Origin of the sequence: uncultured Succinivibrio sp. (assembly GCF_902756765.1) — a bacterium.
Taxonomy (GTDB): Bacteria; Pseudomonadota; Gammaproteobacteria; order Enterobacterales; family Succinivibrionaceae; genus Succinivibrio.
This window is the reverse complement of record NZ_CACVSS010000007.1, coordinates 30,955-46,075: the sequence shown is the minus strand read 5'-3', so window position 1 is coordinate 46,075 and position 15,121 is coordinate 30,955. Positions and strand designations below refer to the sequence as shown.

General features: G+C 38.8%; 12 protein-coding genes and 1 tRNA gene. 6 read left to right on the top strand and 7 right to left on the bottom strand.

Annotation, left to right across the window (positions count from 1 at the left end; all coding sequences use genetic code 11):
- Window positions 1–103: 103 nt before the first annotated feature.
- Together secA and QZU45_RS02050 are read right to left on the bottom strand one after the other, a co-directional pair.
- Entirely contained in the window at window positions 104–2,779 is a 2,676-nt protein-coding gene (secA, locus tag QZU45_RS02055; protein WP_295350992.1) for a preprotein translocase subunit SecA, read from the bottom strand.
- A gap of 295 nt (window positions 2,780–3,074) precedes the next feature.
- Window positions 3,075–3,150: transfer RNA gene (locus tag QZU45_RS02050), tRNA-Gly, on the bottom strand.
- 240 nt (window positions 3,151–3,390) lie between these two features.
- On the opposite strand from QZU45_RS02050, the gene asd reads away from it, so the two are divergent.
- The 6 genes from asd to pykF all read left to right on the top strand — a co-directional run bounded on the left by asd (window position 3,391) and on the right by pykF (window position 9,950).
- The gene (gene asd / locus QZU45_RS02045; RefSeq protein WP_294997896.1) at window positions 3,391–4,233 is read left to right on the top strand and encodes an archaetidylserine decarboxylase; all 843 of its coding nucleotides are present in this window, start codon (window positions 3,391–3,393) and stop codon (window positions 4,231–4,233) included.
- A gap of 228 nt (window positions 4,234–4,461) precedes the next feature.
- Window positions 4,462–6,276 (top strand): fumarate reductase (quinol) flavoprotein subunit, encoded by a 1,815-nt coding sequence (gene frdA, locus QZU45_RS02040; protein WP_294997897.1) that lies wholly within the window; start codon window positions 4,462–4,464, stop codon window positions 6,274–6,276.
- On the top strand, window positions 6,276–7,028 hold the full coding sequence (locus QZU45_RS02035) for a succinate dehydrogenase/fumarate reductase iron-sulfur subunit (RefSeq protein ID WP_202108243.1): 753 nt from the start codon (window positions 6,276–6,278) through the stop codon (window positions 7,026–7,028). The genes frdA and QZU45_RS02035 overlap by 1 nt, the downstream gene beginning before the upstream one ends.
- Before the next feature lies 1 nt (window position 7,029).
- Window positions 7,030–7,482 (top strand): fumarate reductase subunit C, encoded by a 453-nt coding sequence (locus QZU45_RS02030; RefSeq protein ID WP_294997898.1) that lies wholly within the window; start codon window positions 7,030–7,032, stop codon window positions 7,480–7,482.
- A gap of 12 nt (window positions 7,483–7,494) precedes the next feature.
- Window positions 7,495–7,872, top strand: coding sequence for a fumarate reductase subunit FrdD (frdD, locus tag QZU45_RS02025; protein WP_295350987.1), 378 nt, complete (start codon window positions 7,495–7,497; stop codon window positions 7,870–7,872).
- A gap of 659 nt (window positions 7,873–8,531) precedes the next feature.
- Window positions 8,532–9,950 (top strand): pyruvate kinase PykF, encoded by a 1,419-nt coding sequence (gene pykF / locus QZU45_RS02020; RefSeq protein ID WP_294997899.1) that lies wholly within the window; start codon window positions 8,532–8,534, stop codon window positions 9,948–9,950.
- A gap of 165 nt (window positions 9,951–10,115) precedes the next feature.
- Here the strand turns inward: pykF and fliS are convergent, their stop codons facing one another.
- From fliS to flgK, 5 genes are all read right to left on the bottom strand, one after another.
- Window positions 10,116–10,532, bottom strand: a complete 417-nt coding sequence (gene fliS, locus QZU45_RS02015; protein WP_295350984.1) for a flagellar export chaperone FliS — start codon at window positions 10,530–10,532, stop codon at window positions 10,116–10,118.
- A gap of 163 nt (window positions 10,533–10,695) precedes the next feature.
- On the bottom strand, window positions 10,696–11,208 hold the full coding sequence (locus tag QZU45_RS02010; protein WP_295350981.1) for a flagellar protein FlaG: 513 nt from the start codon (window positions 11,206–11,208) through the stop codon (window positions 10,696–10,698).
- A gap of 234 nt (window positions 11,209–11,442) precedes the next feature.
- The gene (locus QZU45_RS02005) at window positions 11,443–11,730 is read right to left on the bottom strand and encodes a hypothetical protein (RefSeq protein ID WP_295350979.1); all 288 of its coding nucleotides are present in this window, start codon (window positions 11,728–11,730) and stop codon (window positions 11,443–11,445) included.
- Window positions 11,731–11,756: 26 nt separating this feature from the next.
- Window positions 11,757–13,007 (bottom strand): flagellar hook-associated protein FlgL, encoded by a 1,251-nt coding sequence (gene flgL, locus QZU45_RS02000; RefSeq protein ID WP_295350976.1) that lies wholly within the window; start codon window positions 13,005–13,007, stop codon window positions 11,757–11,759.
- Between the two features lie 13 nt (window positions 13,008–13,020).
- Window positions 13,021–15,102 (bottom strand): flagellar hook-associated protein FlgK, encoded by a 2,082-nt coding sequence (flgK, locus tag QZU45_RS01995; protein ID WP_295350973.1) that lies wholly within the window; start codon window positions 15,100–15,102, stop codon window positions 13,021–13,023.
- Window positions 15,103–15,121: the final 19 nt, after the last annotated feature.

Sequence of the window (15,121 nt, the reverse complement as noted above, 5' to 3'; positions counted from 1 at the left end):
TTATTAAAAAAACTTGAAAAACAAACAAAAAAGACCTTATCCATTTTCAGTCACAAAACAGGATAAGGTCTTAGAATACGTTTTTTAAGCGATTCTTAAAATGCTAAACAAATCTACCATGGCAGACTTTATATTTTTTACCAGAACCACATGGGCAAGGATCATTTCTTCCAATATGCATGTTTGCATATTGTTTAGCTTCCTCTCTCATTCTCTGCTCTTCCTGAGCTGCCTCAAGCTGAACTCTCTCGGCAGCAGCTTCTTCAGGAGACTTTAAACGAACCTGAACTCTAGATAGGAAGGAAACCACCTGAATCTTAAGATTCTCAAGCATCTTAGTGAAAAGATTGAATGACTGAATCTTATATTCGTACTTAGGATTCTTCTGAGCATACCCCTGAAGACCAATACCCTGACGCATGTAATCCATTGCGGATAGATGTTCTTTCCACAAAGTATCTATACACTGCAACATAATCTGACGTTCTAGTTGATGCTGATTATCAGGACCAATCAGTTCACATTTGGCGGCATACTGCTTGTGTGCAATATCGATAATTCTCTGGCGAATATCTGATTCAACCAGTTTCTCATCATCCTTGAGCCACTGATCAACAGGAGCATCAATCATATAGGCTCCTAATAGCTCTTTCTTCAGTCCATCAAGATCCCAGTTCTCAAGAAGAGAATTTGGTTCGATGTATTTTGATATAACGTTATCTATAACATCCTCAAAAATGGTATGAATGGTTTCAGAGATATCTTCACCATCCAGTACAGCATTTCTCTCCTCATAAATAACCTTTCGCTGCTCATTGGCAACATCGTCATACTCAAGCAGACTCTTACGGATATCAAAGTTTCTTGTCTCAACTTTTCTCTGGGCAGACTCAATGGCACGTGTAATGAACTTATGTTCTAGAGGTTGGCCATCATTCATTCCCATTCTGTGCATAAATGCCTTTAACTTCTCAGAACCGAAAAGCTTCATCAGATTATCATCCATAGACAGATAGAATCTTGATGAGCCAGGATCTCCCTGTCGACCAGCACGACCTCTTAACTGGTTATCAATACGTCGAGATTCGTGTCTTTCAGAACCAATAATATGTAATCCACCGGCCTTAAGAACAGCATCATGACGTTCCTGCCAATCTTTCTTTACCTGTTCAATCTGTTCTTCACTTGGATTATCGCCTAATGCAAGAATATCAGACTGCAGGTTGCCACCTAAAATAATATCAGTACCACGACCAGCCATGTTGGTAGCAATTGTGACTGTACCAGGACGACCAGCCTGAGCAACAATATGAGCTTCCATTTCATGGAACTTAGCATTAAGAACCTGATGCTTAATTCCAAGCTTGGTTAGTAGACGTGATAATTTTTCAGAGTTTTCAATAGAAATGGTACCAACCAGAACAGGTCTTCCAGTTTCGATAGTTTTCTTGATATCTTCTACAATAGCAGCATATTTCTGATCTTCTGTCAGATAGATAAGATCAGCCATGTCCTTACGGATCATTGGTCTGTTGGTTGGAAGGACGATAGTCTGTAACCCGTAAATCTGCTGGAATTCGTATGCTTCGGTATCAGCAGTACCGGTCATACCGGCCAGTTTCTTGTACATACGGAAATAATTCTGGAAGGTTATTGATGCAAGAGTCTGATTCTCTGCATGCACTTCAACCTTTTCTTTGGCCTCTACAGCCTGATGAAGTCCATCTGACCAACGGCGACCTTCCATTTTTCTTCCGGTATGTTCATCAATAATCAGAACCTCACCGTTTTCAACAACATAATCTACATCCTTCTTAAATAAGGTATGAGCCTTTAATGCTGCCATAACGTGATGTAGTAGGGAAATATGCTCAGAACTGAACAGCTTATCTCCCTTTGGAAGAAGTCCAGCATCAATTAGACGCTCTTCAATCTTGATCTGTCCTCGCTCGGTTAAAAAAGCCTGCTTGCTCTTTAAATCAAGAGTGTAGTCACCGTCACCGGTATAGGTCTCAGTGTCTTCCTTTTCCTGATAGATAAGCCCAGGAATAAGTCTGTCTACAGCCATATAGGCCTGAGCAGAATTTTCAGCTGCACCAGAAATAATCAGAGGAGTTCTTGCCTCATCAATAAGAACAGAATCAACCTCGTCAACAAGAGCATAATTAAGTTTTCTCTGAACCTTTTGTGAGTTTGAATATGCCATATTGTCACGAAGATAATCAAAGCCAAACTCATTATTGGTGCCGTAAGTTACGTCACAGGCATAAGCTGCTCTTTTCTCCTCTGGAGACATTCCAGGGACATTTACACCAACTGTCATACCTAATAAAGTATAGAAAGGTCTTGACCAGTCACTGTCACGCTTAGCAAGATAGTCGTTAACAGTAACAACATGAACACCTTCTCCGGAAAGTGCATTCAGATAACATGGCAGAAGAGCTGTAAGAGTTTTACCTTCACCAGTTTTCATTTCAGCGATACGGTTGGCATTCAGAACAATACCACCCATCAGCTGGACATCAAAAGGTCTTAAGCCTAAAGATCTTTTTGCGGCTTCTCTTGCAACAGCAAATACTTCTGGTAAAAGAGCCTCATAAGTCTCTCCATTCTTAATACGGGATTTAAACTTGTCGGTTAATTCCTTGAAGTCTTCATCTTTAATATCTGCATACTGTGGTTCAAGAGAGTTAATTACCTTAACAATCTTAGATAGCTTTTTAACTGTTCTTTGATTTGAACTACCAATAATCTTGGTAACAATAGAAGTGACAAACATTTTTTTATCTTTTAAAAATTGATCAATTTGATTAGCTAAAACTAGTTTCTAAATAACTGAGATTATACCTTATTGAAGGTCAGCACGAAAGTCATAGAAAAAACGGATTTTACAACCTTATTTTGGCAAAGAGATATTTAAAGTACAAATTTGTGCACTGCCACGCAGACGAAAGAGGAAAACGAATAATCTATTTTCCACAGAAATAAAAGAAATAACAGAAAAGAGAAATATAGGAGCCTCGAACTATAGAGGCAAAAAAAAAGATTTGCCTAAGCAAATCCATTTGTTAGTTTGGAGCGGGAAACGAGGTTCGAACTCGCGACCCTAACCATGGCAAGGTTATGCTCTACCAACTGAGCTATTCCCGCATCCAACGCGTCACATTATAGATTATTTTCCTAATATGTCAACATATTTTTATAATTTTTTTTAGTCATTGATTAAAGGTACTGTTACAGTACTGTTTCACTATCACAAAATTTGATGTTACCCCCAATTTAATTAAAAACACTGTCTTTGTACTTTTGTTTTTTTGGTAAAATCTAACGCTTACTCAAATATCTACTAAACTTTAAGAGATCTGCCCCGCAGATTTGAAGAGGATAAATATGACATTTACGTCTTTTTTATTAAAAACAGTTGAAACACTTACTCCGTTCACAACATTAACATCGCTGTCAGCTAAACTAACAGATGTTCCAATGGGTAAGTTCACTCAGTTTCTAATAAAAAACTTTATAAAAACCTTTAACATTAACTTAGATGAGGTTGCAGATACAGATATAACCTCATACAAAACTTTTAATGATTTTTTTATCAGAAAACTAAAGCCCGAATTAAGACCTATAGATAAAGAATGTATCGCCGTATGTCCTACTGATGGAACAATAGGTCAGGCAGGAACAATCAAAGCAGGTAGACTGATTCAGGCAAAAGGTCTGGATTACTCACTTAAAGCCCTGATCGGAGGAAGTGAGCAGGATACAAAGATATATGAAAATGGCAAATTTGCTTGTATTTATTTGTCACCAGCAAATTACCACAGAATTCATATGCCAATCGACGGAAAACTCATAAAAACAATTCATATTCCAGGAAAATTGTTTCCAGTTGGAAAGAAAAATATATCAAATATGCCAGATTTATACACAGCTAATGAGAGACTTGTATGTTTTTTTGAAACTTCACTGGGAATACTGTGTGTAGTAATGGTTGGTGCAGCACTGGTAGGCTCAATTCACACCTCTTGGTCGGGAACAATAGATCGAAAGGTAGGATTAGATATCAGAAACTACGAGAGTGATGATATTCGATATTCAAGAGGCGATGAAATCGGATATTTCAAGTACGGCAGTACGGTTATTACTCTCTGGCCAGAAAATGGAGGAAATGTTGCAAAGGATTTACAGGAGAATTTTCCTGTAAAAATGGGACGTTCAATGATTGTGTAAAATCATTGGATCATAATGTGTCACATTTGTGATATACCGTGGAATTTAGACAACTGTCTAAAATTGTAGATTATTTTTTATTTTATATTTCAAGATATTAACAAAAACAGACATTTTAAATTAAAATAAACTTTAATTTACAGTTATAATCATGCTGTTTTTTTTGCTTGCTAACCTTGGTAAATGTCGCTTTTGACAGATTATCCAATAGGTAATTAGGAGATTCACGTGGAAAAATATCAAGCCGATGTTGCGATCGTGGGTGCTGGTGGAACTGGTCTTCGTGCTGCTATTGCAGTTGCTCAGGCTGATCCTAAACTGAAAGTTGCACTCATTTCCAAAGTTTACCCAATGCGTTCACACACTGTTGCTGCTGAGGGTGGTGCTGCAGGTGTAGTTCGTGACGACGATTCTTATCAGAAACACTTCGAAGATACCGTTGCTGGCGGTGACTGGTTATGCGAACAGGACGTAGTTGAGAAGTTTGTTCGTCAGGCACCTCAGGAATTATACCAGCTAGAACACTGGGGCTGCCCTTGGAGCCGTAAACCAGATGGTGACGTAAACGTTCGCCGTTTCGGTGGAATGAAAGTTCCACGTACCTGGTTTGCTGCTGATAAATCAGGTTTCCACATGTTACACACACTGTACCAGACTTCTGTACAGTTCCCTTCTATCCACCGTTTCGATGAGCACTTTGTTCTAGACCTTCTAGAGGAAGATGGCGAGTGCCGTGGTGTAGTCTGCTATGACCTTCAGAATGGTGTATTCCGCCAGATCAATGCCAAGGCAGTATTCCTGGCAACCGGCGGTGCAGGTCGTTGCTATCTGTTCAATACAAACGGCGGTATTGTTACCGGTGATGGTATGGCTTTAGCTTATCGTCACGGTGTACCACTACGTGATATGGAATTCGTTCAGTATCATCCAACCGGTCTTCTAGGTTGCGGACTGCTGATGACTGAAGGCTGCCGTGGTGAAGGTGGTGTTCTATATAATAAGGATGGATACCGTTACCTTCAGGATTACGGTCTAGGCCCAGAGACTCCTGTTGGCAAACCTCAGAACAAGTACATGGAATTAGGACCACGTGATCGTCTGTCTCAGGCATTTTGGAACGAGTCAAAGAAAGGACGTACCATCAAATATCCATTAGGTGAAGCTGTTCATCTGGATTTAACTCACTTAGGTGAGAAGTACTTACATGAGCGTCTACCTCTAATCTGCGAACTTGCAATGACTTACTCTGGTGTTGATCCTGTTAAGGCTCCTGTTCCAGTTCGTCCTGTTGTTCACTACACCATGGGTGGTATTGAGACAGACGGAAATACCGCAACTCGCATGCCTGGTCTATATGCTGGCGGTGAGTGTGCTTCAGTTGGCATTCACGGTGCAAACCGTCTAGGTTCTAACTCACTAGTTGAAACCATCGTATTCGGTAAGATCGGTGGTGATGCAATGGTTGAAAGAGCTCACAACGTTAAGGACTTCGATTCTGCTGAACTAACCCGTCAGGCTGAGGCTGCTGAGAAGAAAGCATTAAGTCTGTTCGATGTTAAGGGTACCGAGTCAATGTCAAAGATCCGCCACGAAATGGGTCAGTCAATGGAAGAAGGTGTTGGTATCTATCGTGAAGAAGAATCAATGCAGAAGACTATTGATGTGCTGAAGAATCTGCAGAAGCGTATCGTTAACGTTGGTCTGACAGATCGCGGTCGTGTATTCAACACCGAATGGATGAACTTAATCGAGTTGGGCTATACCTTAGATGTAGCTCAGTGTATGGTTCATTCTGCTATTAACCGTAAGGAATCTCGCGGTTCACATCAGCGTTTAGATGGTCCAAACGGAGCATACAAGCAGCGTGATGATGTAAACTTCTTAAAGCACTCATTAGCATTCAAGTCAACTGACGGTGCTGATGAACCACGCATCGATTACAGCGATGTTAAGATTACAACCTTCCAGCCTGCTAAGCGTGTATATGGTGCAGAGGCAGAAGCAGCAGAAAAAGCTAGAAAAGCAGCACAGGAGGCTAAATAATGGAAGCTACTCAGAAGACTATGAAAGTAACTGTTCTACGTTATCGTCCAGAACAGGATAAAGAGCCTTGGGAGCAGACTTTTGATGTTCCTTACCACAAGGATACTTCAGTTCTAGAAGCTCTTTTCTACATCAAAGATAACTTTGAACCAAGTTTATCCTTCCGTTGGTCCTGTCGTATGGCTGTTTGCGGATCATGCGGTATGATGGTAAATGGTGTTCCTCATCTAGCATGTAAGACTTTCCTTCGTGACTACGAAGGCAAAGATATGAAGATTGAGCCTCTTGCCAACTTCCCAATTGAAAGAGATCTTGTTGTAGATCTATCTGATCTGATTGAGAAGATCGAGCGCATCAAGCCTTACATCATTCCAGATGCTAAGAATGCAAATATGCCTCTGAACAAGAACTTCAAGCAGACTCCTATGCAGATGGAAGCTTACTTACAGTTTGCTCAGTGTATTAACTGCGGTTGCTGTTATGCAGCTTGCCCACAGTACAAGCTAAATCCTAAGTTTATCGGTCCTGCAGCATTAACATTGTTATATCGTTACAATACCGATAACAGAGATGCTGGTGCTAAGTTACGTGCTCCATTCCTAAATTCAGAGGAAGGTGCATGGAGCTGTACATTCGTTGGTTACTGCTCAGAAGTTTGTCCTAAGCATGTTGATCCATCTTCAGCAATTCAGCTAGGAAAGAAGATGAGTGCAACTGACTACGTATTTAACATGATCAAACCGGAGCATTAAAATGAGCGAAGTTAAGTCATTCCGCAAACCATATAATCCTCCAGTCAAGAAAATGACCTGGTGGTTAGAAAATTCATTCTACACAAAATACATGATTCGTGAAGGTACTGCAGTCTTAGCTTTATTTGCTGTTTTAGAGATTGTTTTCGGTATCTTTATGTTGGCTCTATGCGACATTGGTCCAATTCCAACCTTATCTGGAATTGCTCCATATGCATGGTACTTACAGAGCTTCCTTGGCAATCCTGTTATTATTGCCTTAAACGTAGTTGTACTAGTATCTCAGTTATACCATGCAATTACCTGGTTTGCTCTGATGCCATCAGCTGTTCGTGTATTTATGAACAAGAATTCAACCGAACTACTACCTAGATGGATTATTACAGCAGGTCTGTATGCAGCTCTAGCTGGTGCTACTGTTGTAATCCTTGGCGTAGCATTTTTAACCGTATAAGGAGAATTACAAATGCGTCAATTTCTTCCAACTCGTTCTGATGAACCAATGTACTGGTTAATGTTCGGTGCTGGCGGTATGGTAGCCTCAATTGTATTACCTGCAATTGTTGTTGTTTTGATCGCTGCAGGCTTAACCTCTGATGATTTACAGCATGGCGTATTAAACCTAGGACAGGTAGCAAGCATTTTCTCTAACTGGTTCCTAAGCCTTGTTGTTTTCGGTGTTGTATTCCTACTAAGCTTCTATGCTTTACACAGAATGCACCACTCAAGCCATGACTTTGGAATTCACTCTAAGTTAACATGGTACATTGCATACGGTTCAGCAGCCGCTGTAACCTTTATTTCATTAGGCTTACAGCTGTTAATGTATGTAAAATTCTTCTAAAAAAGAATGAATTAGCAGTAAAAAAACCGAGCTTAAAGCTCGGTTTTTTTTTATCTGAAAACAAAACTAACATTATACATATGAAATCCTTTTACTTTATTAAGGAGGTTAATTAAGTAAATTTACAGAAAATATTCATTCTTATCCGTTGATTTTTAATAGTTTTTAATAAAAATCAACTGATTGATTTTATTAACTTTCACTTTGTAGTCTTATGTGATGTCAATCACAGTTTTTTCTCTTTCCATAATTTTTAATTCTGTTATAATTCAGCTAAAATTTTTGAAGACAATGGTATTTATACTAGGCTTCTTGTAAACGAATACATGAATAAATACGTCTTTAAAAAACATAACAATAAAGTTATAAGCGTATATGACATATCATATGGATTTCAGCAGAAAATATGTCAATAAATGACAGAGTTATTCTGCAATGATTTGTTATATAAGAACACCAGATAGCTTATGAAATATTTCAAAGCTCTTGGTAAGTGAATTTGTAGGGCATCAGAACTGTCCATACATTACAGCCTCAATAGAAAAAGATCTTAATATTCTTTTTGAAAGAGGAAGTTTCTAAATTCGTAAATGATTTTTTTAGAAACAGTTCAACTAATTTTGAATTAATCTTGTTAACTCCGCTTGGGAGCCTAAAAAATGAAAAAAACTAAAATGGTATGCACTATCGGACCAAAGTCCGAGAAACGCGAAGTAATGGAAACCTTATTAAATTCAGGCATGAACGTAATGCGTCTGAACTTCTCTCACGGTGACTTTGAGGAGCACGGTGGTCGTATTACCAACATCAATGCTATCATGGAAGAGACTGGTAAAGTATTTGCTGTTCTTCTAGATACCAAGGGACCTGAGATAAGAACCTGTGACTTAGAAAACGGTGAAGATGTAGAGTTATCTACTGGCGATAAGATTACCCTAACTTCAGATGCTTCTTTCGTAGGTAACAAGACTAAAGTTGGTGTAACCTACCCTGACCTAGCAAAGGACTTAAAGGTTGGTTCAACTGTTCTTTTAGATGATGGTCTAATCGGTTTAACTGTTACTGCAATTAACGGCAAAGATGTTGAGTGTGAAGTACAGAATAACGGTATGCTAGGCGAGCACAAAGGTGTAAACCTACCAAATACCCATATTTCAATGCCATTCTTATCAGAAAAAGATAAGGGTGACCTGTTATTCGGTATCAAGAGAGATGTTGACTTCATCGCAGCTTCATTCACCAGAACCAAGGAAGACGTTCTAGACATCAGAAACTTCCTAGATGCTAACGGTGGTAACGAAATCAAGATCATCTGCAAAATCGAGAATCAGGAAGGCTTAGATAACTTTGAAGATATTCTTGCAACTGCTGATGGCATCATGGTTGCTCGTGGTGACATGGGTGTTGAAATTCCTGCTCAGGAAGTTATCTTTGCCCAGAAGCACATTATCAAGCGTTGTAACGAAGTTGGTAAGCCAGTAATCACTGCAACTCAGATGTTAGATTCTATGATTAAGAATCCACGCCCTACCCGTGCAGAAGCAGGTGACGTAACCAATGCTATTTTAGACGGCACTGATGCAGTTATGTTATCAGGTGAATCTGCTAAGGGTAAGTATCCACGTGAAGCAGTTAGAACCATGAACACCATCTGTGAAAGAACTGACTCTTACTGTGAAGAGTACGCAGACGAAGTTTATCGTTATGTAGAAGCTGCTCCAACCGTAACTGATTCAGCTTGTTTAGCTGCAGTTGAAGCTTCCGAGAGCTTAAATGCCCCTGTTATAGTTGTTGCAACCGAGCACGGTAATTCAGCTCGCGCAATCCGCAAGTTCAACCCTAATGCAGTTATTCTTGCATTAACCCCTAACTACAAGGCAGCTCGTCAGTTATGCTTAACTCGTGGCGTTCTACCTAAGATTGTTGAAAGAATCAAGTCAACAGACGAGTTCTTCAAGTTAGGTAAGGAATTAGCTGTTGAGCTAGGTTTAGCCAAGGCTGGTGATAAGATTATCATGGTTAACGGTGCATTAGTTCCATCAGGAATCACCAACACCATGTCTGTTCAGACTATCTAATAGTCAGTATTCACTGATAAGAAGGACCTGACCATTCAGGTCCTTTTTCGTTTCTACTCGTATGAACTGCATCCAGACTAAGATACAAAAAATTGGGCCAAAGCTCCCTTATTTCGGAAGTTTTGGCCTTTTATTTAATTTATACTCTGCTGTATTATAAAACTATTATTTGTTTACTAACTTTTCATTAACCTTTTCTTTTACATCGTTCGGAATCTTATCCCAAGCCTGTTTAATTGGGAGTAGCAGATTTATGCATTCATCAATAGGTCCAATTTCCAGTGACAAAGCAGCTGTGGTCAGACGGTCTCTCATGTACTCATATAAAGCCAGCATTCTATCGTACAAGGCGGGATCTGCATTTCTGTCTAGAGAATTCTCCAGACCATAAATAATACCCTGAGCCTTTGCTATTCTGTCTGCCTTATAAGAGAAATCGTTTCTTAAAATTGCGCCCTTTGCCTGAGACAATCTTTCCAGAAGTCCTTCATAAAGCATCTGAATAATTCTGTGAGGATCTGCAACCGCTAATTCAGCCTCTATATTAGTTTTCTTATAGGCTTTTAAATTACGTCCGTACATAATTTAACTCCTGCATTTTATTTATATAATCTTAAAGCATTGTATTTATAATTAGTTATCGGCCAAATACGATTTTCTTTAAGCCTTTTTTTTAAATTATAGCCAAAAATAAAACCGCCATATTATAGCGGTTCTATTACAGGAGAGAGAGGATAAGAACGAACTAAACCTTATCGTCCAAAAGCAGACCTTTGATCTCATCCTTATCCAGAGACAGGGAGCTCTGATTGTCCTCTATCATCTTATCTAACTTTTCTGCAAACTCCAAGAATTCCTCTGAAGGAATCTGACGCACAAGTTTCTTTGTGTTCAAGTCAGTAACCTTAACCAAGGTATTATCAGAATCATCAAATGAGAAAGACAAACCAATATTCTGCTGGTTCAGCGCATACATACGCTCCTGAGCCATTTTCTCATTTCGCTCCTGCAGAGCTTTGGAAATCTTTTTATCTTCTTCAACTTTGTCTTTACTGCGTTCGCTTAGACTCTCTGAAGATTTCTTATCATCTTGTAATGAAGATACCTGACCAAACTTTTCTTTGGTCTCTTTGCTATCTTCACCCATGAAAACTTTCTTTTCTTCCTCATTGTTAACGGCGTCATCAACGTTCCTAAATGAAGTCTTTGACACACCGAATAACGAGGATATGGCATCTTTAATACTAATATCGCTCATTTTCTATCCCCCCTCTATTTTGAGGAGTAAATTCTCTCCTGATGAAAAAGCACAATTACTCTCCCATTTGTATAATTTAACGGACATTTTCATTAGGAACTTTAGAAAAAAAAACGATAATTTATAAAAAAATCTAAACTTTTTTATAACCAATTGATTTTTTCGTTAAAAAAATAAAAAAAAATAGTATCGGTTTAGAGGATAGAGAGAGGGGACCGATACTATTTTAGTAATTTAAGACAATAAACTTGCTGCATCAAATGGGCTTATATTTGCCTGAACCTTACCATCTGACTTACTCAACAGTGAAGCAATGTCTGCAGCAATATTCTTAGCATTTGCTGAATTTACAACAATATTATTCTTGTCACTCATTCTGTTTAAATTTGACTGCAGATTAACCACAGTTGAAGATTCATTTCGAGCAACTGCTTCTGTTGACTTTTCGCCAATTCTGTTGCTTGTCTGAAGATTAGAGTGAATGTTATTTACAACATTTGAAACATTATTTAAATTGATCATTTTCTCACCTCATCTCTCTTTTACTTTTATATAAAATCAAATAGGGATTGTTTATTTAACATACTGTAAATCTGTCTTGAAACTGTCAGCTGATTCTGGGCTCTTATAAGTTCAGAAGCAGCTTCAAAAGCATCAACCTCAGAAACATTTGCTTTGGATTCAACCTTGATTGCAGATAGAGATTCATTCGCATTTAAAATATTTGTGATAGCGTTCTGTCTTGCGCCTATCTGTCCACGATATGAGTCATAGTGGGATAAGGCAATCTCAACATCCACCTGACACTTTGTAATTGCAGCAATCTTGTCTACATTAGATACTGATTCGTCATCTATAGTTGCAACGATATCAGTTAGAATATTGAGCATGTTCTCTGTCTTAGGTTTTTCAAGTTCAATATAAATTTTTCCATTAGCATTTGCATCGGAAATTGTAAACTCCATGCCTCTTACTGAAATCTTATTGATACTTGTTGTAGTATCTACTACACCAGATTCTATTTCTGCTCCGTCAGCTCCTAATAATTTAAAATTACCTTTACCATCCAGTTCGATTGTAAGTTTATTCTTGGAATTATCAGGATCCAGTGGATTATATGTTGCGGAAGGATCATAGTTATCTTCAAAAACTTTATTGAAAGTTCCATATGATTTTATTTCACAACGTTCAAAAGCGGCTATTGATGGAGTTTCATCAACTTTTACAGTGTAGGCGGTCTTACAGTTCTCGAAAATATCCAGACCGGAATCAGAAACCTGAACATTCACACTAGGAGACACAACTACACCACGAGTAGAGCCATCAGCCTGACACTCATACTTACCAGTTGAGGTCAAGGTATAGGTTTCAATATCACTTTGAGCTCCAGTAAAGATATACTCTCCCTCTGTATTCTGTGTATTCATCAGATCAAATAGATGATCTCTTAACTGAGCAATTTCGGCTGAAAGAGCCTTTAAGCTAGATCTGTCATTAGAGCCATTTACACACTGCTGCAATCTGGTATGCACACTTGATAAAGTGTCCCACATTGACGATAACGCGGTTTCCTCTTCAGAAAGACTGTTATTTGCAATTCCACCGGCCTCTATGTACTGCTTATAAGCCGCGATTGCACCTTCATACTTAACCTTAGAAGCCATTCCTGAAGGGTCTTCACCTGCAGACTGAAATTTAAGACCAGAATTATATTTAGTAGCCTGCTCGTCAACCTTGGAATTAGAATTCTTGATGTAACCAAGACTATTGGTATACTGCATTGTTGTTGAAATTCTCATACAGATACCTCCTCTAGAATGCAGCTATCAGTGCATTAAATATAGTTTGAGATGCTTCAATAATCTTTGCACATGCCTGATAAGACTGTTGAAACATCAGTAAATTGGTGGCTTCTTCATCAAGGTTTACACCTGAATTAGACTCAAACATCTTTACAGTCTGCTCGTATTTAGCCTCTGCCGCCTCTGTATTGGTCTTTGCAGAATTTGATGCTGAACCAATCTTGGCTAATAAGTTAGCATAACCTTCATTTAAAGTTGTAACCTGTTCAGAACCTGTTGTTCTAGTTAACTTCTCACTTCTTAAAGCAGTTAAAGCATTAGCGTTTGAGTTGTCAGCCTGACCACCTTCATTTAATTCCACATAAAATTTATCGTTCTGTTTTACTGTTCCGGCAATAGATACTTCATATCCAGGATAGCCATCGATATGAGGTGTAGTCCAAGTAGTATTTGCAAATACATTAACACCTTTACATGATGATGGAGCTGTTCCTAGAATAGTAGTTGGGTCGTCCTTGTTATAGACAACATAATTACCGGAATCATCTATAACAATCATGTTAGGAGCAGAAACGACTGGATTAAAAACAGGCTTCTGTGTTGTTTGATCAACTACTACACCATAATCTGTACCTGTTGCAGTGCAGGAAGTAAGAGAAATTACAGCATTTCCGTAATTATCATCACCAGTTCTGGTTCTTACAGCAGATGCAAACGCAAAATCCTCTGGTTTATTGATTAAAGTTGAAAGAGTGCTTGCCGAAAGAATTGTTGGCTGAACATAAAAGACTGTTCTTGCCTCTCCGGTTGGAGGCAAATTTGAAACATCTTCTCCAAAATCAAAAACAACTCCATATAAATCCTCACCGTCAGCTTGTCCATCCTTTTTAAAGGTTAGTGTTGAACCATCTATAACAGCTACGTCAGAAATATCAGTTCTTTTATCATCTTGACCTCTGAGGTAAACAGCAGGTTTTGTTGCCCCCTGAACAAATATTATCTCAAAATCATAAGCCTGAACATTCTCGCCTTTACCTTCAATGAAATTACAGGTTACGCCAACAGAAGTACTTGAGCTTACGCCCTGAACATGTTCAATTTTTAACAGATCCTGACCTGCCTTGTCTTCAAGTGTAAAACCAGCCTTATTCTGTTCATTGATTGCATCAGCAAAGGAAACAGCGAGTTTTCCAAGCTCACGCATGGTGTCTCTCAGTTCCTTAGAGGCATTCAGATAGCCTCCAAGAGATCCTCCGATAGAATCAATGGTAAGCTGAACAGATGCTATATTACGGCTGGCATCTTCTGTATTCTCGTAGCTTAAATAAATATGACGTTTTGTAGAGTCAAACTTATCTCTCTCATCAGTAAGACAGCCATAGGAATCACCGTTGGCAAGTAGCATACCAGTACTCATGTAAATCTCATAAGTACCATCATCCTGCTCAACAACCTTAACACTCATAAGCTTTGAGAGTTCACCTGTCAGGCGATCTCTTTCATCTAGCATCTGCAGATAGATTTCATTATTAACATGATTATCCGACAAAGCCATGGAACGGATTTCGTAATTAATGTTAGCAATCGAACGTGTCAGAGAATTAATCTCGGTAACATTGTCATGAATTCTGTTGTTAACGTCATCCAATGAGTCAAACATACTCTCGTTTGCTGTATGAAAACGATTAACTACGGTTTCCAGTTTTGCCATTGCAGCCTGACGATTTGCAGTTGAAGTAGGAAGACTTGCTGCTGTAGACATCTCATCAAAGAAATCAGACATGGAGTTTGCTACGGACATATTCTCATCTGACAGTAGCCTGTCGGTTGTATCCAGACCTTCTCCGTAAGCCTTAAAGTAGTTGAAATCACTGCAGTCAGAGTACATCTGACGCTGCACATACTGATCATAAATACGACGGGTATAAGTAGCTCCTACTCCCCAGTCAACGCAGGAAGTATATGTCTGAGTTTCTTTACGGATAAAACCAACAGTATTTACGTTATTGATGTTATTTGAGGTAGCATTCAATAACTTCTGCTGGTTAAGCACACCATATTTTCCGGTGATAATCAGATCAGTACTACCCATTATAATAATCCTCTAAAGT

Bases quoted from the DNA above. Each gene is read 5' to 3' on its own strand.
- asd (WP_294997896.1), top strand. From the start codon at position 3,391: ATGACATTTACGTCTTTTTTATTAAAAACAGTTGAAACACTTACTCCG.
- flgK (WP_295350973.1), bottom strand. From the start codon at position 15,102: ATGGGTAGTACTGATCTGATTATCACCGGAAAATATGGTGTGCTTAAC.
- QZU45_RS02035 (WP_202108243.1), top strand. From the start codon at position 6,276: ATGGAAGCTACTCAGAAGACTATGAAAGTAACTGTTCTACGTTATCGT.
- pykF (WP_294997899.1), top strand. From the start codon at position 8,532: ATGAAAAAAACTAAAATGGTATGCACTATCGGACCAAAGTCCGAGAAA.
- QZU45_RS02030 (WP_294997898.1), top strand. From the start codon at position 7,030: ATGAGCGAAGTTAAGTCATTCCGCAAACCATATAATCCTCCAGTCAAG.
- fliS (WP_295350984.1), bottom strand. From the start codon at position 10,532: ATGTACGGACGTAATTTAAAAGCCTATAAGAAAACTAATATAGAGGCT.
- secA (WP_295350992.1), bottom strand. From the start codon at position 2,779: ATGTTTGTCACTTCTATTGTTACCAAGATTATTGGTAGTTCAAATCAA.
- QZU45_RS02010 (WP_295350981.1), bottom strand. From the start codon at position 11,208: ATGAGCGATATTAGTATTAAAGATGCCATATCCTCGTTATTCGGTGTG.
- flgL (WP_295350976.1), bottom strand. From the start codon at position 13,007: ATGAGAATTTCAACAACAATGCAGTATACCAATAGTCTTGGTTACATC.
- QZU45_RS02005 (WP_295350979.1), bottom strand. From the start codon at position 11,730: ATGATCAATTTAAATAATGTTTCAAATGTTGTAAATAACATTCACTCT.
- frdD (WP_295350987.1), top strand. From the start codon at position 7,495: ATGCGTCAATTTCTTCCAACTCGTTCTGATGAACCAATGTACTGGTTA.